At 35.2% G+C, this 21,581-nt stretch carries 26 protein-coding genes; 11 read left to right on the top strand and 15 right to left on the bottom strand.

Translation table 11 applies throughout. The annotated features are described in order from the left end of the window. Positions 1 to 10: 10 nt before the first annotated feature. A complete protein-coding gene (pdxA, locus tag CDA10_RS11780) occupies positions 11 to 979 on the bottom strand; it encodes a 4-hydroxythreonine-4-phosphate dehydrogenase PdxA (protein WP_089605789.1) in 969 nt (322 codons plus the stop codon). Positions 980 to 1,530: 551 nt separating this feature from the next. Here pdxA and rplM point away from each other — a divergent pair. Together rplM and rpsI are read left to right on the top strand one after the other, a co-directional pair. Then, positions 1,531 to 1,959, top strand: a complete 429-nt coding sequence (gene rplM, locus CDA10_RS11775) for a 50S ribosomal protein L13 (protein ID WP_002117832.1) — start codon at positions 1,531 to 1,533, stop codon at positions 1,957 to 1,959. Between the two features lie 12 nt (positions 1,960 to 1,971). Continuing rightward, positions 1,972 to 2,358, top strand: a complete 387-nt coding sequence (rpsI, locus tag CDA10_RS11770) for a 30S ribosomal protein S9 (RefSeq protein ID WP_004829853.1) — start codon at positions 1,972 to 1,974, stop codon at positions 2,356 to 2,358. A gap of 124 nt (positions 2,359 to 2,482) precedes the next feature. Here rpsI and CDA10_RS11765 read toward each other — a convergent pair whose 3' ends face one another. After that, positions 2,483 to 2,923: a hypothetical protein gene (locus CDA10_RS11765; protein WP_089605788.1), complete on the bottom strand. Its 441-nt coding sequence runs from the start codon at positions 2,921 to 2,923 to the stop codon at positions 2,483 to 2,485. A gap of 124 nt (positions 2,924 to 3,047) precedes the next feature. On the opposite strand from CDA10_RS11765, the gene CDA10_RS11760 reads away from it, so the two are divergent. The 6 genes from CDA10_RS11760 to CDA10_RS11735 all read left to right on the top strand — a co-directional run bounded on the left by CDA10_RS11760 (position 3,048) and on the right by CDA10_RS11735 (position 7,255). Continuing rightward, complete coding sequence (locus tag CDA10_RS11760; protein WP_089605787.1) at positions 3,048 to 3,701, top strand: glutathione S-transferase N-terminal domain-containing protein; 654 nt, start codon at positions 3,048 to 3,050, stop codon at positions 3,699 to 3,701. Between the two features lie 26 nt (positions 3,702 to 3,727). Then, a complete protein-coding gene (locus CDA10_RS11755; protein WP_089605786.1) occupies positions 3,728 to 4,168 on the top strand; it encodes a ClpXP protease specificity-enhancing factor in 441 nt (146 codons plus the stop codon). 15 nt (positions 4,169 to 4,183) lie between these two features. Beyond that, a complete protein-coding gene (locus CDA10_RS11750) occupies positions 4,184 to 4,843 on the top strand; it encodes a hypothetical protein (protein WP_089605785.1) in 660 nt (219 codons plus the stop codon). A gap of 458 nt (positions 4,844 to 5,301) precedes the next feature. After that, entirely contained in the window at positions 5,302 to 6,285 is a 984-nt protein-coding gene (locus CDA10_RS11745; RefSeq protein WP_089605784.1) for a hypothetical protein, read from the top strand. Positions 6,286 to 6,299: 14 nt separating this feature from the next. Further along, positions 6,300 to 6,833, top strand: coding sequence for a GTP-binding protein (locus CDA10_RS11740; protein ID WP_089605783.1), 534 nt, complete (start codon positions 6,300 to 6,302; stop codon positions 6,831 to 6,833). A gap of 2 nt (positions 6,834 to 6,835) precedes the next feature. Then, positions 6,836 to 7,255, top strand: a complete 420-nt coding sequence (locus CDA10_RS11735) for a roadblock/LC7 domain-containing protein (protein ID WP_171333991.1) — start codon at positions 6,836 to 6,838, stop codon at positions 7,253 to 7,255. A 55-nt stretch (positions 7,256 to 7,310) separates the two neighbouring features. On the opposite strand, the gene CDA10_RS11730 is transcribed toward CDA10_RS11735, so the two are convergent. The 7 genes from CDA10_RS11730 to CDA10_RS11700 form a co-directional block, all read right to left on the bottom strand. Further along, positions 7,311 to 8,162 carry a GGDEF domain-containing protein gene (locus CDA10_RS11730; protein ID WP_089605781.1) on the bottom strand — a complete coding sequence of 284 codons (852 nt, stop codon included), beginning with the start codon at positions 8,160 to 8,162 and terminating at the stop codon, positions 7,311 to 7,313. A 683-nt stretch (positions 8,163 to 8,845) separates the two neighbouring features. Further along, positions 8,846 to 9,298, bottom strand: a complete 453-nt coding sequence (locus CDA10_RS11725; protein ID WP_089605780.1) for a hypothetical protein — start codon at positions 9,296 to 9,298, stop codon at positions 8,846 to 8,848. Positions 9,299 to 9,581: 283 nt separating this feature from the next. Continuing rightward, complete coding sequence (locus tag CDA10_RS11720; protein WP_089605779.1) at positions 9,582 to 10,043, bottom strand: hypothetical protein; 462 nt, start codon at positions 10,041 to 10,043, stop codon at positions 9,582 to 9,584. Between the two features lie 171 nt (positions 10,044 to 10,214). Beyond that, positions 10,215 to 10,916: a hypothetical protein gene (locus CDA10_RS11715; RefSeq protein ID WP_089605778.1), complete on the bottom strand. Its 702-nt coding sequence runs from the start codon at positions 10,914 to 10,916 to the stop codon at positions 10,215 to 10,217. A 65-nt stretch (positions 10,917 to 10,981) separates the two neighbouring features. Then, on the bottom strand, positions 10,982 to 11,251 hold the full coding sequence (locus CDA10_RS11710; RefSeq protein ID WP_089605777.1) for a hypothetical protein: 270 nt from the start codon (positions 11,249 to 11,251) through the stop codon (positions 10,982 to 10,984). 42 nt (positions 11,252 to 11,293) lie between these two features. Next, a complete protein-coding gene (locus tag CDA10_RS11705; RefSeq protein WP_089605776.1) occupies positions 11,294 to 11,584 on the bottom strand; it encodes a hypothetical protein in 291 nt (96 codons plus the stop codon). 42 nt (positions 11,585 to 11,626) lie between these two features. Further along, the gene (locus CDA10_RS11700) at positions 11,627 to 11,929 is read right to left on the bottom strand and encodes a hypothetical protein (protein ID WP_089605775.1); all 303 of its coding nucleotides are present in this window, start codon (positions 11,927 to 11,929) and stop codon (positions 11,627 to 11,629) included. 305 nt (positions 11,930 to 12,234) lie between these two features. Between CDA10_RS11700 and CDA10_RS11695 the strand changes: the two genes are divergently transcribed. Next, positions 12,235 to 12,588 carry a hypothetical protein gene (locus CDA10_RS11695; protein ID WP_089605774.1) on the top strand — a complete coding sequence of 118 codons (354 nt, stop codon included), beginning with the start codon at positions 12,235 to 12,237 and terminating at the stop codon, positions 12,586 to 12,588. 73 nt (positions 12,589 to 12,661) lie between these two features. On the opposite strand, the gene CDA10_RS11690 is transcribed toward CDA10_RS11695, so the two are convergent. The 6 genes from CDA10_RS11690 to acnD form a co-directional block, all read right to left on the bottom strand. Continuing rightward, entirely contained in the window at positions 12,662 to 13,240 is a 579-nt protein-coding gene (locus CDA10_RS11690; RefSeq protein WP_089605773.1) for a DUF4126 domain-containing protein, read from the bottom strand. A 120-nt stretch (positions 13,241 to 13,360) separates the two neighbouring features. After that, on the bottom strand, positions 13,361 to 13,504 hold the full coding sequence (locus CDA10_RS11685) for a zinc ribbon-containing protein (protein WP_075316410.1): 144 nt from the start codon (positions 13,502 to 13,504) through the stop codon (positions 13,361 to 13,363). A 109-nt stretch (positions 13,505 to 13,613) separates the two neighbouring features. Beyond that, positions 13,614 to 13,778: a hypothetical protein gene (locus CDA10_RS16830; RefSeq protein WP_157909357.1), complete on the bottom strand. Its 165-nt coding sequence runs from the start codon at positions 13,776 to 13,778 to the stop codon at positions 13,614 to 13,616. Between the two features lie 124 nt (positions 13,779 to 13,902). Then, positions 13,903 to 14,037, bottom strand: a complete 135-nt coding sequence (locus CDA10_RS17110; RefSeq protein ID WP_267284019.1) for a hypothetical protein — start codon at positions 14,035 to 14,037, stop codon at positions 13,903 to 13,905. 166 nt (positions 14,038 to 14,203) lie between these two features. Then, positions 14,204 to 15,775 carry a hypothetical protein gene (locus CDA10_RS11675; RefSeq protein WP_089605772.1) on the bottom strand — a complete coding sequence of 524 codons (1,572 nt, stop codon included), beginning with the start codon at positions 15,773 to 15,775 and terminating at the stop codon, positions 14,204 to 14,206. A gap of 136 nt (positions 15,776 to 15,911) precedes the next feature. Then, positions 15,912 to 18,518 (bottom strand): Fe/S-dependent 2-methylisocitrate dehydratase AcnD, encoded by a 2,607-nt coding sequence (gene acnD / locus CDA10_RS11670; protein WP_089605771.1) that lies wholly within the window; start codon positions 18,516 to 18,518, stop codon positions 15,912 to 15,914. A gap of 237 nt (positions 18,519 to 18,755) precedes the next feature. Between acnD and ygfZ the strand changes: the two genes are divergently transcribed. Both ygfZ and CDA10_RS11660 read left to right on the top strand, forming a co-directional pair. Further along, positions 18,756 to 19,478 (top strand): CAF17-like 4Fe-4S cluster assembly/insertion protein YgfZ, encoded by a 723-nt coding sequence (gene ygfZ / locus CDA10_RS11665; RefSeq protein ID WP_089605770.1) that lies wholly within the window; start codon positions 18,756 to 18,758, stop codon positions 19,476 to 19,478. Positions 19,479 to 19,547: 69 nt separating this feature from the next. After that, a complete protein-coding gene (locus CDA10_RS11660) occupies positions 19,548 to 21,578 on the top strand; it encodes an AAA family ATPase (protein WP_089605769.1) in 2,031 nt (676 codons plus the stop codon). The last annotated feature ends 3 nt before the right edge of the window (positions 21,579 to 21,581 follow it).

The raw sequence follows: 21,581 nt of genomic DNA, 5'->3' as shown, positions 1-21,581 counted from the left end.
CCAACGTGAATTAATTGCGAGCAAGATCAAGTGCTAAATCGACAGCAACATGCAAACTTGAACCTTTTGCAAGGCCAGTACCTGCGAGGGAGAGCGCTGTTCCATGATCGACTGATGTCCGAATAAATGGCAAACCTAAAGTAATGTTAATGGCTTCACCGAATCCTTGAGATTTTAACACAGGTAAACCTTGATCGTGATACATCGCTAAAACGGCATCTGCATTTTTCAAATTTTCAGGGGTAAATAAGGTATCTGCTGGCATACTCAAACTCATATCAATGCCTTGCGCACGATAATCTTCCAATACAGGATTGATGGTATCAATTTCCTCATATCCCAAATAACCACCCTCTCCCGCATGTGGATTTAAACCACAAACCAAAATGCGTGGATGGTTGATTTTAAATTTAGTTTTTAAATCATGAATTAGAATATCAATGACTTGATGCAATCGCTCTTTAGTGATCGCGTTTGCAACATCACGTAAAGGTAAATGTGTGGTCGCTAATGCAACTCTTAATGTTTTAGTTGCCAGCATCATCACAACACGATCTACACCAGCATACTCTTGATAATATTCAGTATGACCACTGAAATGAATTCCTGCATCATTAATCACTGACTTTTGTACAGGTGCCGTTGCAACACCGACACTTTTACCTGACATGGCATAATCAGCAGAACGGCGCAATTGCTCCAAAACATAAGCTGAATTTTGAGGATTTAATTCACCAAGAATGACATTTTGATTGACTGGCACATGCTCCACATAAAGTTCACCGTGGGCAGAAGATTCGTTTTGCCCGCTGTATTCAACAAACTCTATCTTCAGTTTTAAAATTTCTGCACGTTGTTTCAGCATCTCGAGATCGGCCAAAACCACGATTGGGCGCTCATCGATACGGTCAGCCAAACCTAAACAAATATCTGGGCCGATTCCTGCGGGTTCACCACTGGTGATATATAAAGGAAGCATGACTAACCTTTTAAATATGTTTCAAGATAACTAGTGTACCTAATCTAAGAAATTATTTTTGTACATTATCATTTTTAGCATCGAAATCGTTGTGAGAATAAGCCATTTAAATAAGCTATAAAAATCACAACATAAATTATAATCCAATTATAAAAAGCACAAAAACAGTGATTAGAAAACGTCGTGATAACCAAAGGAATAGCACAATAAAAGAAAGAGCCTTATCACTACTCTTATCTGTATTTATTCTAATCCCCCCACGCAAGGGCTATTGACCCGTGGTCTTTTACTCAACGTTAACCGAGAATATAAGCCATCGATGAAATATCAACAACGCCCAATCATTTGAAATTTCACGAATATCTTTTAATCAAAAAAATGATCATAACGCATAAATAAAGTACTAGTTAAATATTAAGCAGTCGTCTATAATTTAGCACCTGAAATTCTATATTTCGATTGTGATTCTATTCATTTTCAGATAGAATTTGCTCTCCTTTTTGTTTGGACAGCTTCCATAGTCCAAACCAACTATAATAGGTAGTGGTTTAATGAAAACTCTCAGCGCTAAGCCTGCTGAAGTTCAACACGACTGGTACGTTGTTGATGCTTCTGGCAAAACTTTAGGTCGCCTTGCGACTGAAATCGCTCGTCGTTTACGCGGTAAGCACAAAACTTCTTATACTCCGCACGTTGACACTGGTGACTACATCGTTGTTATCAATGCAGAGCAAGTTCAAGTGACTGGTAAAAAATCACTTGATAAGAAATACTATCGCCATACTGGTTTCCCTGGTGGTATCCGTGAGACTAACTTCGAGAAGTTAATTGCTCATAAACCTGAAGCTGTTCTTGAAAAAGCAGTTAAAGGTATGTTGCCAAAAGGTCCTCTTGGTTATGCAATGATCAAAAAAATGAAAGTGTATGCTGGTACTGAGCATCCGCATGCTGCGCAACAGCCACAAGTTTTGGACATCTAAGGGATACTGCACATGGCTACTAATTATGGTACAGGTCGCCGTAAGACCGCAACTGCACGTGTTTTCCTATCAGCTGGTACTGGTAAACTCGTAATCAACAATCGTACTCTTGAACAGTACTTCGGTCGTGAAACTGCTCGTATGGTTGTTCGTCAACCACTTGAGCTTTTAGACGTAACTGAAAAGTACGACCTTTACATCACTGTTGCTGGTGGTGGTATTGGTGGTCAAGCAGGCGCAATCCGTCACGGTATTACTCGTGCATTGATCGCTTCTGATGAGACTTTAAAACCTGCTCTTCGTCAAGCTGGTTTCGTTACTCGTGATGCTCGTGAAGTTGAACGTAAGAAACTTGGTTTACGTAAAGCTCGTAAACGTCCTCAATTCTCTAAACGTTAATTCGTTTACCGAATCGGACAAAAACCTCGGAATTTTCCGAGGTTTTTTTATATCTTATTTTTCTTCAGAATTATTTATCAATATTTTAGTCGCATCGATTACTTTTTAGTTTTAAACGTTATTTCTATTGATCTCTGTTTGAACAATCCATTGTCGCATCAGCAGCACTATCCATACCGATCTGTTCGGTGATGATGCAATCATTTTCTTGATATGTACCTACCTCTTTCGATTTAGAGAATTGATGATCTTTCGGAAGTGGTGCATCGCACGGCTCATCTGTCTTTTCATCAACCATTTTCACGGGCCCATCATTATAAATTGTGACCTTACATCCCTTCACTATGTATTCTTGTTTTATTCCCCCATACATTTCATCCTCTGGCACTGCTGCTGCAACATCACAAGCTTGATCAGCTATACATGCAGCATCTACAGTAGAAACAGCAGCTTGAGCTTCTTCTACATGATCAGCTGATTGCTGCTTTTTCGCATAGGCATTTGAAATATTCATCATTAAAAATACAATAACGATTGATTTCATTAAATTTTTCACTGAACTCATGATTACACCCCAATTTTGAATTCTATTTTTAGATTGATACTTATCATAAACATATTAAAGTTAAGATGATTTTATTGTCTATTTTTAGTATTCTACTCTATTCACTTAACCAAGTTTTTGGAATATGTCAGTCGAAAATGCACCTCAGCAAGGGATTACGTTGTATAGCCACGAGGATGACTTTCGTTCACACTGGATTAGATTTCTACTCACCGAAAAACAGATTAAACATCATTTAATTATTGTTGAAGAAGATGATGAGGATTTAGCAAGTTTAAATCCATACAATCAACTCCCAATGCTCATTGAAAATGACTTAAAGCTTTTTAATACTGCAATTATTTCTGAATATATCGATGATCGTTATCGACAAAATAAGTTATATGCGGATGCTCCTGCTCCACGAGCAGAACAAAGGCAATATATTTGGCGTTTAGAACAAGACTGGTTAAGACTTGCAGATATTATGCTACGCCATCCCGATACTTTAGATGTCGCTGCAAGTAAAAAGGCACAAAAGCAATTAAGAGATACCTTAATCTCGCTCACACCACTTTTTCAGCACTATCCTTATTTTATGTCTGAAAACTTTACAATTTTAGATTGCATGTTAGCGCCAATTTTCATACGGTTAAAGCATATGGGTATTGAGTTGCCTAAACAGCAATGCCGTCCAATTTTTTTGTATTGTCAGCGGATTTTTGCCCGACCGGCTTTTTCAAAGTCAATGACTTTGCGAGAGAAGAACCGATATAGTGAATTTTTGACAACGCCTTAGATTGCAAATCAATAGAGTATTTTCGAATGTCTGAACAAGAGTTAAATGTAACCCCCACTCGACCATATCTTGTACGTGCAATTTATGAATGGATTTGTGATAACAATTTAACACCTTACCTGTTGGTCGATGCGACCAAACCCTATACCGATGTGCCACAACAGTTCGTACAAGATGGACAAATCGTTTTAAATATTGTCCCTCATGCTGTACACATGTTAAATATGAGCAATGAGGCGGTAACTTTCTCTGCTCGTTTTGGTGGAGCATCTAAAGATATTTATGTACCTCTGAATGCTGTATTAGGATTATATGCACGTGAAAATGGACAAGGTTTATTCTTTGATCCTGACGAATATGCCAATGTGCAAATGGATGAAGATGCTTTAAAATCAAATAGTAGTGAACCATCAGAAACCACTACAGATACACCCAAGAAAAAACCAAGTTTAAGAATTTTAGAATAGAAAAAGGAAAATCAGATGGCTTTTGATCTCGTACAATACTTTGCTGAGCAGATTAAGATTCAAAAGCCTCAGCTCTTATCTCAATTGGAGCCTGAGCAACGTAAGATTCATATTGAAGAAATCAATGCGTTGACTCTAGGAAAACTGATCAGTTTGTGGCGTCAAAATGATGATGCGTTGTATCAAGAAATCCTATCGCAAGATCATCTTCATACCCAAGAAATTGCTCGGCATCTTACAACATCCAAACAAAATCTATCCAGTTTAGATAAGTCTCTACTTGAATCAGCTACGACTGAAATTCTCGAATTACAAATCGCTGAATTGAAACAATTAGATACAGCAGGAAGTTTAGGTAAAAGAGGCTTACGAGAACTGGTCATTGGTCAAATCGAACACTTGTCAGGGCAAGCTAAAGATTGGGTTTGGTCAACAAATGAACTTGTAGAACTGATTGGCTCTCAACCTGTCCTCGAAGAAGAGGTATCATTAGAGGAAACGATGAAAGAGTTTAATCAAATGGTCAATGTTCAAAAAACTGATGCTCACACAGATCACCATGATGCTGTTAATGTACAAACAGTTCATCCAACTTGGGCAAAAATTGCAGAACCAATCGTTGCATTGGTCGTTTTATATATTCTTTATGAAGCAGCAACCAAGATTTTTGCTTAAAACTAAAGTTTTAATCGATAAACTATTAAAAGCGGTCTCTATGATCGCTTTTTTTCATTAAGAAACTACTTAAGTAAATATAACTATTACACGTGATTAAAATCACCAATATAATCAGAATATAGAGTTTTAATACAAAATTTTCATCAAAAATTAAAGCATACTTAATTTGTATTTTATTATATCAAATAACTAATCAATTTAATGTCAACAGCTTGTAGATTTCTGATAATAAGCAATGTTAATTTAAGACAAGAAAAAAGATAAACTATTAATATTGCATTAATAATTTATTTAAAAAAATAATGGTGGAGGTAATAAAATAGTCATATTTACCAATATTTGAACAAAAACCGTATAAGTTAATTTTATTAAAAAGAGCAAATTTGCAATTAATTTTACTAAACAATTTTAGTTAACATACACCTTGGAATTTTTAATCAAAGATAAGTGGTATTATGAACAATCAATGTATCAATATCGCAATCTCGGGCTTAGGTTTAACCACCTCAGATGAACTCAAAATAAGGTTGAGAAAACTCTTGCCCAATAATATTGGTATAAATTGGACAAATATTTCCGATCAAAACATAAACTGCATTTTAATTAATGAGCATTTCTTTGAACATGATAATATTCAAAATATTATTCAGAGTAAAAAAATACCTTATTTAAAAATTTCAAAACATAGTGATCAAGATGGAAGCACTGACGAAAATTTGCTGTGCTTTCCCATCAATGATGAACTTACACTCAAAGATTGGGTCAATATTAAATTACTCAATCACTCCTCCAACCAACCTGAACAAAAACCAGCGCTTATACTTGATCATATTGATACTGATTTGAAAGTTGCTGTGGATGCTAAAGAAATAGATTTTTTTACTAATATTTACCAACAAGACATTCGTAAAATCCTGATTAATGATCAATTTGGTACTTTGGCCATTATTGATCATCATGCACATTTAGCATGGTTGGAGCCAACACGTGAGGCTTATAGAACTGATCTTTCCATACAATATACAGCAGCGAATACTACAGACTTTATTAAAGTATCTCGTAAACAACATCACAATTTAGAAAACTGGTTATTTAATTTAATTTGGCAAAACCCAAATATAATCACGATTCCGTCACAAGATAAATCTTATCGTTTAAAGTTTTGGCCTCAACCGAATATGGCTGATAAAAAAATATTATTGCAACTTTCTGGATGTTTTATTTTAGGTGCAGAAATACAACACGTTGCGAATAAGTTAAATATTTCGGTTCAAACTGTACAACATTTTATTGCTGCAAATTTCGCCATCAATAATGTTGAAATAATTCCAACTAAAGATTGTCAGTTTAATAAACCCTCTGAAACAGAAAATCAAACTGAGAACCAAGGTTTTTTAAAAAGTTTTTTTGGAAAATTAAAAAGTAGATTTAAATTCTAATATTGAGGCTCATCATGATTATTCAAAAATATAAAATTGTTTTTGCTGGCTCAATGGGAGCTGGTAAAACGGAAGCCATAAAATCATTATCCGAAGTTCCAGTCCTTGCAACAGAGGCATTTAATACGGATGACCATAGCCACAAAAAACTCAACACGACGGTTGGAATCGATTATGGTGAAATTACTTTAGACGATGGCAATAAAGTTGGACTCTATGGCACGCCAGGTCAAGGTCGTTTTGATTTTATGTGGGGTGTGATTTGCAAAGGTGCAATTGGAACCATCGTACTGATTGATCACAGTTTGGAAACACCATTAGAGGAATTAAATTATTATCTAGATACCTTTAGGCAATACAGTGAAAATATTGTGATTGGGATTACCCATATTGATGAAGCTATAAGCATATCAACACATCAATATAGACAATCACTCATGGATAGAAATTTAAATTTTCCTATTTTCTTTATCGATGCACGTAAAAAAGCTGACGTTTTATTACTACTAGAAACACTCATTATCTCTTTAGAAACAAAGTATTTATAGGAATCTTTATGATCAATGCACTTGAAACACGTACAGCCCCAGCTACTTTGGTTGCATTTGCCAAAACACAGATTCAACACATCCTAAGCAATGTGAATAATATTGAATTCATCATGATCTGTTCAACGGATGGTTTTGAATTAGCGTCAATCAGTAAACGTCACCAGTTCCACTCCAGCAAACTTGCTGCTGTGAGTAGTTCAATTTTGGCAATGGTCAGCGCTTTTTTAGGGGAAATTAATTTAACAGGTTGTCAAAGTGTGACTTTAGATGCTGAAAATGGTAAAGCCATTTTGACCTCAGTCCCTTGTGTAAAACACCCGATGATCATCGTTACACTCAGCTCAAGAGATGTATTGCTCGGGCAACTTTTGTATCATTTAAAAGAAGCAAGCCAAGCAATTGTGCAGCAAGATATTTAGTATTCAGGCACTATAAATTTTAGGATATTTTAAATATGATCATTTATGATCGTATTTAAATCTGTGCGAAAATAGTTGTTTGTGACTTACCCCGAGCTTTTGACTGATACATCAATTGGTCTGCTTGATGCGTTGCTTCATCTAAGTTATCTGGCAACTCCGCATAAACCTGAATTCCCATACTAAAATCAACGCCATACTGTTGTTTTAAACCACTGAGCAAGAATTTATTTCTTAATCTTTTTGCATAGTCTTCAATGCCTTGTGAGTTTGTATCTTGTAAAATCACCACAAATTCATCTCCACCCATGCGCGCCACGACATCATTCATACGTGTAGTTTCTTTTAATACATGTGCAAACTCTACTAATACATCGTCACCCTTACTGTGCCCATAGGTATCATTAACCGATTTAAAACCATCAAGGTCAATGATCCCTACTGCAAGAGTTTGATCTTTTTTAGAATGTCTTCTCTTAAGCATCTGATATTCAATATTAAAAGCACGAGTATTATTCAATAAAGTTAAAGAGTCTTTCATTGCCATTAACGTCATTTCTGACAAACTTCTTTTTATTTTAAACAATAAGAAAGCAACAACACTGAAAAAGCCCAACCGAGCACAGGCATTCCAATAAGGAATAATTGAATTTGAATAATGATGTCCAGCACTATAGTCTGCATAAAGCCAAGTCAATGCAGATAAAATAATCGTGAGCATCGTGATGTATTTATTATCATACCAAGCAGCAATTGAAACAGGGATAAGATAGAACACTGAGAATGAATATTCATAGCCTGTTGCAAGATCGATCATTCCCCACACGGCGATAATAAGCAATAAAATTATACGACGTAGAAATACATTATTTGAGAGTATGTTTTCAAATTGAGTGATCAAATTCATTATTTCCCCCGCTCGTAAATCCATTTACTTAACATCACTGTAATATTTTAAGCTGGACTTGTCTTGTCCAAACTGTATCAATATTTATATGTTTTTTGTTTTGCTATGTTTTTGTTTTCTTATACTTTAAAAATTTTTGGGGGTGTCAGGGAAAACATGTGTTGGTTTACTTCAACTATTAAAACTTTGTAAGTTCTAACCCTATTGCCTATAAACTTTTGATCTATAGCGTCCTAAGCCGAATCGAGACCTTTTGGGTAAGTACTACACTCACGTTATACGCAACTGGTAGCAATCTGCTCTTTTCGATCCCTATCACACCCTTGAAACATACTTTAACCAAAGTGCCTCGGGATTATTTCCCTAAGATTTACCAATTACAGCCATTTTCAGAAAAATTTTTCTCAAAAACAGCAAAACTTAGGATTTTTTATCTTTGAGGCTAAAATAGTGATTTTTTATTTCATAAAAGCCACCAAAAATGGAAAATTTATTGAGACTTCTTAAATTTTATTTCCAGATCAGCATTCAAAAATAAAAATGACAATGCGAACATGACTGAGATAGATTGAAACCAATTACAAGCAAACCGATTACATGCAAATTGATTACAAGTAACCACTTAAATCCTTCACCTAATTTTTAAAAACTACATGTACAAATGCAAAAACATAACATCAAGTTTAAGATGCTTCTAAAACAGATTTCTCTTTACTCTTCAAATAGATATTTTCTAATTGCTGCTTATCTTGATTTACAAAAGCTTGCAAACTTTGTTGAGCTTGCTCAAGGCTGCCTTGTTTAATTAAAAACGATTCTTTATGTTTCCGAGTCATAAGCCCAAATAATTCACGTTGCGGAAAGATCAGTTGAATATTACTTTCGATCTTGAATTCGAATTGTTCTGACTTAGAAAAAGCATTTAAAGTGATTTTTAAATATTGATCAGATGCTTGATGCACAACATTAAAAACCGAGTTTTTACCATTCATTTGAAGTTGTAAAACACGTTGTTGACGCCAATTTATCTTTTCAAATTTTTCAAGAATAGATGCAATATCAAGATCATGACTTTCTTGCATTTCATCATTTAGACTTGCATTGGGTGATTGGATTTGAAGATTAAATGTACTCATTTTTTTTATGACTCATGTCCTTATGGCCTCGTCCTAGTTTAACAAGACTCATCATAATTCATAGTAATTTTAAGAAAAAATTTAAAATTACTCATTGATTTTAAATACATATTTGTGATTCATTTATCCAAATGTTATATTTTAACGACTTGCTTTATATTTTCAGTTTTTGTTGTTTATTCCACTTCATTGCTTGATCCAACAATATCCGCTTTGCTTGAAATAAGGAGGCTTTTAACCCCCTTATCGATCAGAAATCTCAACTTATTCAATGAAAAAATAGTTAAGTCATACGGTGCTCTTGCAACATTTTCTTATGCAGCAATTGCTTATATTGTTCAGTCATTCGTTCAATATTTCCTTTTAGAAATAAGTCTAATTGTTCGGAAACTTGACTTTGAGTCAAATTTTTATAAATCAATTCATATTGTTTTTTACGAGTAAACATTCCAAAAAATTCTTTGTTTTCCACAACCATTTGAATATTACTGTCGATTTCAAAGACAGGTTCCGCCTTGGTGGATTGTGTGTTCAATTGAATCGCTAAATACTGTTGAGTATCGACATCCACTACGGCAAATGAAACTTCTGCACTTTCTAATTGAAGTTGCGTGAGGAAAATGCGTCGCCATTGGATGCTATAAAATTTAGCCTGAATCTGAGTAACATCACTTGTTTCAAAGGATTCTGTTCTTGGAAAATGACCTTGCGCAGGTAAGCTGATTTCGACTTCAAATGTTTTCATTATTTCACCTACTCCGTGTGTTTTTAATATTATGAGTAATTATTAACACTGATTTTATTATAATTAAATATTCACATATACGACTTTGGTCGTATTTTAATCAAAAATTAAATCACAAAAGTCTCAACATTTGAATAATTTGTGATCAAATCTAACTATTTCAAAATTGAGCTATGGCATATTCAATTCATCAAAATCTTTTATCTCTGAAAGAAAAATCGGTTTAAGCTTAATTTTCGTCCAAGTCTCTTTAAATCGTGGCTCACCTTCAGGGTCTTGATTGAGATTTTCCCGAACTAATTTTTTAGCGGTTGAAAAATTGATACTGGTTTGACTCTCGACATAAGGGCCATGATTATCACTGTCCTCATAACCAATTAAACGCATATCATTATTTTCTAATCTAAAGCTATACCCCCAAGCACCGTATCGACCATGTGCATAGTTAATATTTAAGACGTTATTTTTAATCTCAAACCATAAGTCAGGTGCGAAATACACGCCACCTTCTTCGTTCTCAGAACTAAAGCATGATAAATTTTGAACGACTTTTTTATATGATCCTTTTTGATTGAATAAGACAATAATACCTCGTCGATTTCGATCCAGCTTTCCTCGATACTCATGATTTACCCATTGGCTCGGATCAGTCGCTTTTACAATAAGTACTAAATCGTTGAGTCCATCTTGATTTAAATCGCCTTCGATCGCTTCAAATAAATGATATGTTTTAGGAACATAAGCTTTATATTTGATTTTATCTTTTTGCAGTTTGATTTGTTCAGCTGTCAACGGCTCAGCGCAAACCGTTTCTGAAACAAAAAATAGAGAAGACCATACAAGGCATAAGCTGAGAAGTTCTGATTTCATCATTTTCTTATTCTCAAAATATTTAACTTAGATTAGCTAAAAACAATCGCTGAAACCACAGCAAATGTTCACTGTTGAAAATATACACGTATAGAAATAGCGATCAGAAACCACACGATCATTGCTGTGATTCCTGTCAGAATGTTTAAAATAACTTTATAAGCATTTGATAAATTAGATTTATAAATTTTCAGATTGATATAGTACGCTAAAGCAGCTAAACCACCACCGATTGCTCCACCCACAAATACTAAAATGAATGGCCAGCCACACATCAAATATGCCGATGTAGATAAACCCTGATTAAAGAAACCTTTTTTAGTTGCTTGATTTTCCATTCTCTATCCTTTTTAAATTTTTCTTTTGTTAAACGATGACCTTTATTCAAACTTTTCATTTGTTGCTTTTACATTCTTATTCCACTTAAAACCGCATCTCGTATTGTATTCAAGCTCAATTCGAAGCTGCTCAAGTTTTTCAACAATAAAAGCACCAACTTCCTCTGCGTAAGGGCTTATTTCTTTCTGCTTTAGCATTCCACTAAATCGCAATACTTCTGCAAAGGACGCTAATATTGATTGATAATTCAAATGAAATGGCTCATCAAAACTCTGAGATTGCTGTACTGCAAGTAAGGAGAACATAAATCTTTTATTGGGTGCATGGATCATCAATGTACCAAAACCATCTGTCTCAATTCGTTGAATTTCTTGCTATTTGATTACTCTATGGGTAGAACCATTTTTGTATTGCAAGCCCTCGCTATCGATACGATATTTTCCTGCACCCGTTAAAAAGCAATAAATAGCACAGAATAAGAAAAAACCAATTACTATTCCTGAAAATACTAGAAGTACTAAATTTTTCTGAATATATTCAGCTACTCCCATTCCATTATGCTCGTGAAGAAATGTCAGAATGGTAAGAAGAACAAGACCTATTGCCATCAAAGTAAACAAAAAGCCTCCCCCCATAGTAAATCGAATAGATTCACTGACATAGTATATTTTTCGCATCAAAATCCATTTAAAATGAGTTGAGTTTTATCACGACTATTTTATAAAATTAGAATAATTTATAGATAACATCAATCTTTTTTAGCACACTTTTCATTCATTTTTTACTTAACGATATATTAAAAAGTCCATAAACCTTATCCAATCAAAACGATTCAAATCATCTTATGATTTTATTTGTTCTTTGAAGAATTTACCGAATATGACCTTTAGATTGATTATTTTGCGCTCATGCTATGAAGTCTTACTGGTTTTAGTCGTTTTACTGTAAAGTATTCTAAATGTTTAAATAAAATAGCTTGGCAATGAAAACAAAAACTGTTCTGTTGATTTTATTCACCACCTTATGTCTTAGTTCATGCAAACTCTTAAAAACGCATATTGTAAAATTAACCAGTTCAAGTGAGTTGCAAGCCAATGATGTTTTATTGAGAACCACCAAAGGCTATGTATATCTTTCGACTCAACAAATAACTGATAAGCAAAAAGAAATTTTGAAAAATTTGCGTCCTTTTCAATGTTTAGAAATCAAAACCCCTGAACAATTTGCGATGCAAAATCGAGAAGTTCGTTTTTATGATTTTAAAATCAGAAGTTTAGTGGAAGGCGATAGAGAGTGTAGAAAAATCAAAGTCACTACACGAATTGAGATTCATTAATTTTTGAATTTATTATGAGCATTGAACTATTTTTCATCTAAATAAATCTGAAAAATAGTTCAATTTTATGTGATTAAGACAGAGGGCTGACTGCATTTTCCTGTCGTTTTATACGAATCCAGCGTATTGCAAGTACAATCATAATCAGTACCGCTATAGCAACAAATACAGGTACAACCATTGCCATAATTGAGAGTAATACCGCGCTAATCAACTCACCTGTAGCGACGACAAAATTACCTAATCCACCTGTTGTTGCAGTCGATACGCCACGTGCAGCCACTGTACTCATTTGGACGGCTGTTGCAGTTCCACCACCGACAATAATGGCAGCCGCCCAACCTGCAAATTGTGACATTTCTCCAGTACTCACTGCCATGGTTGTCAATGTTCCTGCAACCATCGCAGCAGGTGTCGCAATGGTGTCTAAGGCATTATCCACCCATGGTATGTAATATGCGCCGACTTCACAGAGTGTCGCGACTGCTAGACCAATACATACAGATGGCATAGCCAACCATTCAAAGCCTTGCATCGGTTCAAACCATCCCGTAAGTGATGCAATACTCATGACAAATAGCGGGACAAATACACGAAAGCCACATGCTGCACTTAAACCGATACCAATACATAAGCTCAGGATTATTTCCATAATCATTTCCCTGCCTTCATTTTCTTTTATATTTTGAAACTATTTCTAAATTAACAAAAAGCCCTATCAAGTGATAGGGCTTTTATTTAAAACAGAGGATAACTGTTTTATCTGTGCTGCTTAGGCAATTTTGCTGTTAAATTGGTTGCCAAGGCATTTGGTACACGGGGGTAAACGATCTGTACCAATTTCTAAGTAAACGCGATGTCCGCATTGGACACAAAAATAGAAGCCTGTTCCGGGTTTTTCGCCAGCAGTAACCATTTTTGTTCTCCATAGGTTTTAGAAATGGTGAACAAAGTATAGCCTAATTTTGATGTATGTCTACTGTCTATTTTGAAAAATGATGGTGTCATTTTTGTAAGAAATGGTGTTAAAGTTCTTCTCGCTCTTGCGGTGATTGATCTACTCTTTCTTCGGAATAGAAATCAGAAGGCCTTTCAGAAAGTGATTTAAATAACTTTTCTACTTTTTTGATTGTTATTTCTTGAATATTATTTTTTTCAATTGCTGGAAGTATTCTTTTTTCTATAGGCATTTGTGACTCCTAATTTTGTATGATTTTTGTTCCATCATTATAGAATGGAGCTAGGTAATTGACATACCATCTTCACCAAATACTACACCTCGCTCGACCAATTTTTCATGCGCGGCATGATGTACTACGCCCCGTTACTGAGTTTAAGTTCTAGTAATCTGCGTAATGTCGCTTCACTGACATTGGGATGACCCACCACTTCTATACGTACGCCCCAGAATTTATCGTTTGCAAAACGGTCTAGATTCTGCACCCGCATCAGGATTCATGGCTGCAATGACACGAATTGCTTGGTTTGGGTCAGTTAAAATGGTTCAAGTTCTTCTGTATTTGAAGCTCCACATGCTAAAACATATCGGCGTTCTTCTTCGACTTTTTGTTCGGGAGATTTTTTTGGCATGGGTTGTTCGTTTTATATAAACTTTTTAGATAGCCTGCAATTCTCTAAATAACTCAACTAATCCTATTAAAAACTTATCAAAACTATCTCTATAGTTTTCTTCATTAATTTCATATTTATTCATCTGCTTAGCATATTCCGAACCTTTACGATGAGCAACACCAGTTGATCTGATAGATTGAAGCCCTCTAAGCAAGTCTGTAAATTCTCTATATCTTTCTGAATTTTCAACTAACATTAAAATTAAAGTAATTGATTTACTTTCTTCACTATTTAAAAATGTGCTAATTGCTTTTACATTTACAGAATCTATTGTGGTTTTTGCTAAAGCTAAAATTTGAGCATCAAATTCTGCTTGTTCATTTGAAAGTAACGTTCTAATGGAATTAAAAAAATGTTGATCTTTCTCAGCTAATGGTAAGAAAAAATACCAACTATTTTTATTGAACCAGTATTCTTGAAAATTTTTAAACTCTGCTTTAAAAATATGTTCAGCTTTTTCTGAATCAAAAAAATTCCCTAAAAAACTCCTTTCATAATTTGCCTTGCTGATTTGTCTACCATCTGGAATTAAATTAAAACTTTTCCAATACAATTGTTCTTTTTCAGGTAAATCACGCCCTAAATCACCTAAGAAAACAGAGACATGCTCATTTGAATTATTATCAAACCTTAAGCGCCATAATCCATTTCTAATTAAATACCCATCTTCGATTGTATAGTCTGAATTCCCATAATACTTATTCATTACTTCATTTTTAAAAAAGACAGGTGTTAAATAATGTGGGGATTGAGAATTTTTACCGAAATAATTTGCTAACTCGTCTGGGTTAGAAGTAAATGCAATTAATTTATCTTCATCACCGCCAATGATATATGACTGATACTGTTTTTCTTTCTCAAATGGCCAAATATTACAACTATCTATATTTTCACATGTTATTAATTTTTTCCCACAAATTCTTATGAACCTTGAATAGCCTTCTACATAACTATCCCCAGAATAGACTGTATACGTTAAGTTTTCTTCTTTAACATCATATTCCAACGAAATAGACTCTGTAGTATGCCATGTAGACTCAAAGTACAATAATAAATCCATTTGTTTGACAGCTATAAAAGATTTTAAATACCTTCTCCGTATTTTTATTTCTTTTGTTTCCAATTTTATAACTTCTATGGGTTCTCCCGATTCATCAAAATCTAAATAGCGATTATTTTTTGCATCATAATATAAATTATATAACAGTCTAAATTCTTCTAAAACTTCTATCGAATTATCAACTACACCATTAAAATCCATGACTAAAATGAGTCTCAAAAACGGCGCATCAATATTCAAAAGATATTTGACTAATTCCTCACCATTTTCGTAAGTACAACTAAAGCCAGAGCCCCCCTTACCTATTGATACATCCCAACCATAACTTTGCATTGCATTATTCGTTTCATCTTTTGAAACTAAGGCGCAATACATTCCTGCATCATTATCATTCTCACTAATAGGTAATGATTTATAAACAATCACCCAATTATCATTTCCATGATTATTTTTAATAAAGTCTTTATATTCTTCTAATTTTTTTAAAACTGGCACAAAATTTCCTAAATTAAAAACCCACACATAAATGTAGGGTCTTTTTACTACAATTTCAATAATTTTAATCTCCCCTTGCCCCTCTTTGAAAAAGGTGAGGAATATATTCCGTAAGGGGAGGATTTAAAGAATTACATCAAGCTACATTCCCTTCCAAGAAATCCTGTGCAAAGCGTTGCAATACACCACCCGCTTCATACACAGACACTTCTTCCTCGGTATCCAAACGACAGGTTACAGGCACTTTAATGATCTGCTCTTTACCATCATCGGTAGAACGCTCAATCACTAAAGTTAAAGTCGAACGAGGCGCAATATTACCAATCACGCTATACAGCTCCGTACCATCCAGTTTCAAAGTTTTACGGTCAGTCCCTGCTTTAAACTCAAGCGGTAACACGCCCATACCCACCAAGTTAGTACGGTGAATACGCTCAAAACCTTCTGCCACAATCGCTTCAACACCTGCAAGACGAACACCTTTAGCAGCCCAGTCACGGCTAGAACCCTGACCATAGTCCTTACCTGCAATGATAATCAGCGGTTGCTTACGATTCATATAGGTTTCAATCGCTTCCCACATACGCATCACTTCGCCTTCAGGCTCAACACGTGCTTTCGAACCTTGTTTAATCGTGCCATCAGAACGAACCACCATTTCATTAAACAATTTCGGATTGGCAAATGTCGCACGTTGTGCAGTCAAATGGTCACCTCGATGGGTTGCATAGGAGTTAAAGTCTTCCTCAGGTACACCCATTTTATGTAGGTATTCACCTGCTGCCGAATCCATCATAATTGCATTCGATGGTGATAAATGATCCGTGGTGATGTTGTCAGGCAAGATTGCAAGAGGACGCATGTTTGACAATGTACGTGGTGCAGCCAAAGCCCCTTCCCAATACGGTGGACGGCGGATATAAGTACTTTGCGGACGCCAATCATATAATGGACTTGCCGCTTTTTCTGTTACACCCAAATCAAACATTGGAATATACACTTTACGGAACTGTTCAGGTTTTACCGCTTCTTTGACCAAAGCATCAATTTCTTCATCCGATGGCCAAATGTCTTTCAGGTAAATTGGATTACCCTCTTTGTCGTTTCCTAATGCATCTTTTTCAATGTCAAAACGAATGGTTCCTGCAATCGCATACGCAACAACCAGCGGAGGAGAAGCCAAGAACGCTTGTTTTGCATAAGGATGAATACGACCATCGAAGTTACGGTTACCTGAAAGTACTGCAGTTGCATACAAGTCACGGTCAATAATTTCTTGTTGTAGTTTAGGATCTAAAGCACCTGACATACCGTTACACGTGGTACATGCATAAGCCACGATGCCAAAACCTAATTTTTCTAAATCATCCAATACACCTGCTTCTTCGAGATAAAGCGCAGCTGCTTTCGAACCTGGTGCAAAAGATGATTTCACCCAAGGCTTACGGGTTAAACCCAATTCATTGGCTTTACGTGCCAATAGACCTGCGGCAACGGTATTACGTGGGTTTGATGTATTGGTACATGACGTAATTGCAGCGATAATCACAGCACCATCTGGCATTAAGCCATCGCTACGATTTTCAACCACACCTGCAATGCCTTTTTCTTTTAAATCGGCAGTTGATACACGTGCATGTGGGTTTGATGGGCCTGCAATATTACGCGTAACTGTTGAAAGATCGAAACGCAATACACGTGGGTATTCCGCTTGTTTCATATCCGATGCCCAAAGACCAATTTCTTTGGCATAGTTTTCAACCAGTGCAACTTGCTCAGCTTCACGACCTGTCAGGGTTAAATAATCAATCGTGTTTTGGTCAATATAGAACATTGCCGCAGTTGCACCATATTCAGGTGTCATATTGGAAATCGTGGCACGATCACCCACAGACATGCTGTCTGCACCTTCACCAAAGAACTCTAAATATGCACCAACGACACGTTCTTTACGCAAGAATTCAGTCAAAGCTAAAACGATATCCGTTGCAGTAATCCCCGCTTGACGTTGTCCAACAAACTCCACACCGATAATGTCTGGAAGACGCATCCAAGATGCACGACCGAGCATCACATTTTCAGCTTCTAAACCGCCTACACCGATAGAAATCACACCCAATGCATCGGTATGAGGTGTATGAGAATCTGTACCGACACAAGTATCTGGGAATGCTAAGCCATCACGGTTTTGCACCACTGGAGACATTTTCTCCAAGTTGATTTGATGCATGATGCCGTTACCCGCAGGAATCACATCAACATTTTCAAAGGCTGTTTTTGTCCATTCGATGAAGTGAAAACGGTCTTCGTTACGACGGTCTTCAATAGCACGGTTTTTCTCAAATGCATCTGGGTCAAAACCACCGTATTCCACAGCAAGTGAATGGTCTACGATCAACTGAGTCGGTACAACAGGATTGACTTTAGATGGGTCACCACCTTGGTCTGCAATCGCATCACGTAAACCTGCAAGGTCTACAAGTGCTGTTTGTCCAAGAATGTCATGGCAGACAACACGTGCAGGATACCAAGGAAAATCATGGTCTTGCTTACGATAGATCAATTCTTTTAAAGATTGTTCGAGAATGGCCGGGTCACAACGGCGGACTAACTGTTCAGCCAATACTTTTGAGGTATATGGAAGTTTCGTATAAGCGCCTGGCTGGATGTCTTCTACGGCTTGACGCACATCGAAGTATTCGAGCTGGGTATTTTGCAGTGGTTTGCGATAGTTGTTATTCATGGGGGTGTGCCTCTTGCATCATTTTGTACTGCGTGTCTATTGGGTTGAATAGTACACTGTCGAAAACCCATTTCCCAAATCGTTTATATTTCATGTATTTACATATAAAAACAGGGGTTTTGGAAACATTTAGTAACAATTACATGAAAATATTTTCACTAAACCTTCTCTTTTTTGAAAAATAGCGGAGAATAAGGGTCATTCTTTAGTATTAGATTTAAGACAAGCGAGCATTTCATGAGCGATTTAGCTTTCTCTTCTTTCACATTAATTGGTGTAGATGCACTCAAATTTCTTCAAGGGCAAGTGACTGTAAATGTTGAAGCTTTGGCTGAAAATGTTTCCCAATACACAGCGATTTGTGATTTAAAAGGTCGTATTCATTTTGGGCTTTGGTTAAAAAAACTGAATCCTGAACATTTCGAAATCGTGACCACACAAGACCAAGCGGAAGAGTTTGCCAAACACATCAAAAAATTTGGTGCCTTTTCAAAAATGAAGCTTGAACAAACAGCTCAAGTTTTTCCTATTTTGAATGGTGCAACCACTGACTTTTCAACGACTGAAACGGATGTGAATGCATGGCAGTTAAAAGCTATTGATGCAGGTCAGGCATGGATTTCAGCCGCAACTGAGCACCTGTTTCAACCTCAGGAATTACGTTTACATCAACGTGAAGGCGTGCATTACGACAAAGGCTGTTATTTAGGTCAGGAAATCATCGCACGCTTGTGGTTTAAGGCAAAACCTAAAAGTTGGTTACATTTGGTTTTAGGTGGTGGACATGCCCCTGCGCCTGCGACCTTGTTGAACAGTAGTACACAGATCGTCAACAGCATTGAATTAGATGACACTTACAAAGCTTTAGTGGTTGCAAAACCTGCTGCTTTGGCAGAATTAAGTTTAGATATTTTAGACTTGCCTGAAAGCTTAAATGGTGATGTGGCTAGACCGCAATAACTTTATATTTTTTAGAATGTTGTGATAAATTAGCCTCTAAAACTTATTCTTAGTTTTGGGGGCTTTTTAATGACTGAAAAATTATACTATTGGGCGGAAAACTTAGAAGGCTATAGCTCTGATAATGAAAAAGATTATGATCAAATTATAGAAATAAAACGACTGAACTTTTTTATTGGTAAAAATAATGCGGGGAAAAGTCGTTTTTTGAGAAATCTTTTTATTACAAAATATAATCCAGAAAATTTTTATATATTTAATTTGAAAAATAGAGTATTTACCAGTTTCTTTGAATTATTAAATAAAGCCCAATTTATTAAGAAAACAAAAGATACATATTCTTCAATAAGCCACAGCCTTCAACCAATAGATTCAAGATCAAACTTAAGTAAAATAGAATGGATTAAAAACAATCAAAATAAATCAATAATAGACTCTCCTTTTTTTAAATCCAATGAAATAGAAATTCTGTCTAATATTTTAAGTTACTCCCATCATAGTCAACTTAGTCAAGACTACGAACAAAATACTGATATTAAAAGTGAGTATTATCAAGCAAAAAAATCTTTTATCTCAGATCTAAAATTTGTTTCGAAATCTTATATTCCTATTCTACGAGGTATGCGCCCCGTTACAGAAACAGAAAATAAGCAACCTTACATTGAACGTGCTCAAAAAGACTATTTCAGTGATAAAGAAAAATATAATTCATCAAATATTATTACAGGTGAGTGTCTTTATCACGAACTGAAAATTCACTTGCTTGGAGAACCGGAACAACGTGAAATTATCAAACAATATGAAGAAAAATTAAGCCAATATTTTTTTGACAATGAACCTATTACACTTATCCCAAAACATGACCAAGATGTTGTAAATATTAAAATCGGAAGTGATAAACAATTCTCTATTTCTGAACTCGGTGATGGATTACAACAAGTCATTATTCTAACTTATGAAGCTTTTATCAAAAAAGATAAAATTCATGCATTCTTTATCGAAGAACCTGAACTGCATATGCATGCTGGTATGGTTCGTCAACTCATGAATTTCTATCTAAATGAAACTAAACACTATTATTTCTTTACCACACACTCCAACCATCTACTAGATATGGCAGATGAATCGGATCAAGTGATTATTCAAAAGTTTGTGAAAGATCCTAAAGATGGCTTCGATTTTAGAATTCATCGTTGTGATAGAGATCGTGACCTACTCGCTTCCTTGGGTGTAAAGCCTTCTTCTGTTTATTTAGCCAATTGCACCATTTGGGTAGAAGGTGTTACAGACAGAATGTATATAGCCCAATATATGAAAAAATACTTACTAGAGCTTTTACAAACAAATAATAAAACACAAGAAGAAATTGATGAGGACTTAAAAAAGCATAAAAAATATCTAGGATTTATGCCTAACTTTCATTATGCCTTTGTTGAATATGCAGGTGGAAATATCACACATTGGAGTTTTATGGATGACTTCGCAACAAAAGAAGAAGCACTTGATTTTTTAGAAAATAATCAAGGATTAACAGCTAAGGCAATTACCCAAAATATTCTACTTTTAGCAGATGGAGATAATGAACCAAAAGCTGATAGATTAAATGAGTGGAAAACTGAACTTAAAGAAGAAAATGTCTATATCTTACCTTGTAAAGAAATAGAAAATACACTTGATCCATCTATCATTTACAAAACAAGTTTAATTAAGTTTCAAGGCATAAGTAGAACACATCAACAAATTACACTACATGCAGATACGAATTCGAATTTAAGTACAAAAGGGTTTAATGCAAGAACTGATACTTCAGAATTTGATATTAATCAGTTAACTGACTCTATAAATTACATCAGCGATTTTGGTATTGGAAAAATTATCGATGACGTTATCCGTATAGATAATACACCTAAATTAAATGCCCAAAATGAGCAAATTGCCTTACCTCGTTTACTTTCTGATAAATCTGGAACTATTGATGACAAAGTTAGCTTTTGTGAAATTTCAAAAGTATTAATGAGATATGAAAACTGGCAACTAACACCAACAGCAAAAGAACTTTGTGAACGTATTTTTCAACATATAGAAAAATGTAATAGATAAAAC

Source organism: Acinetobacter piscicola (assembly GCF_002233755.1).
Classification (GTDB): Bacteria; Pseudomonadota; Gammaproteobacteria; order Pseudomonadales; family Moraxellaceae; genus Acinetobacter; species Acinetobacter piscicola.
The sequence above is the reverse complement of the archived record's forward strand: the minus strand, read 5'-3'. Positions and strand labels throughout refer to the sequence as shown.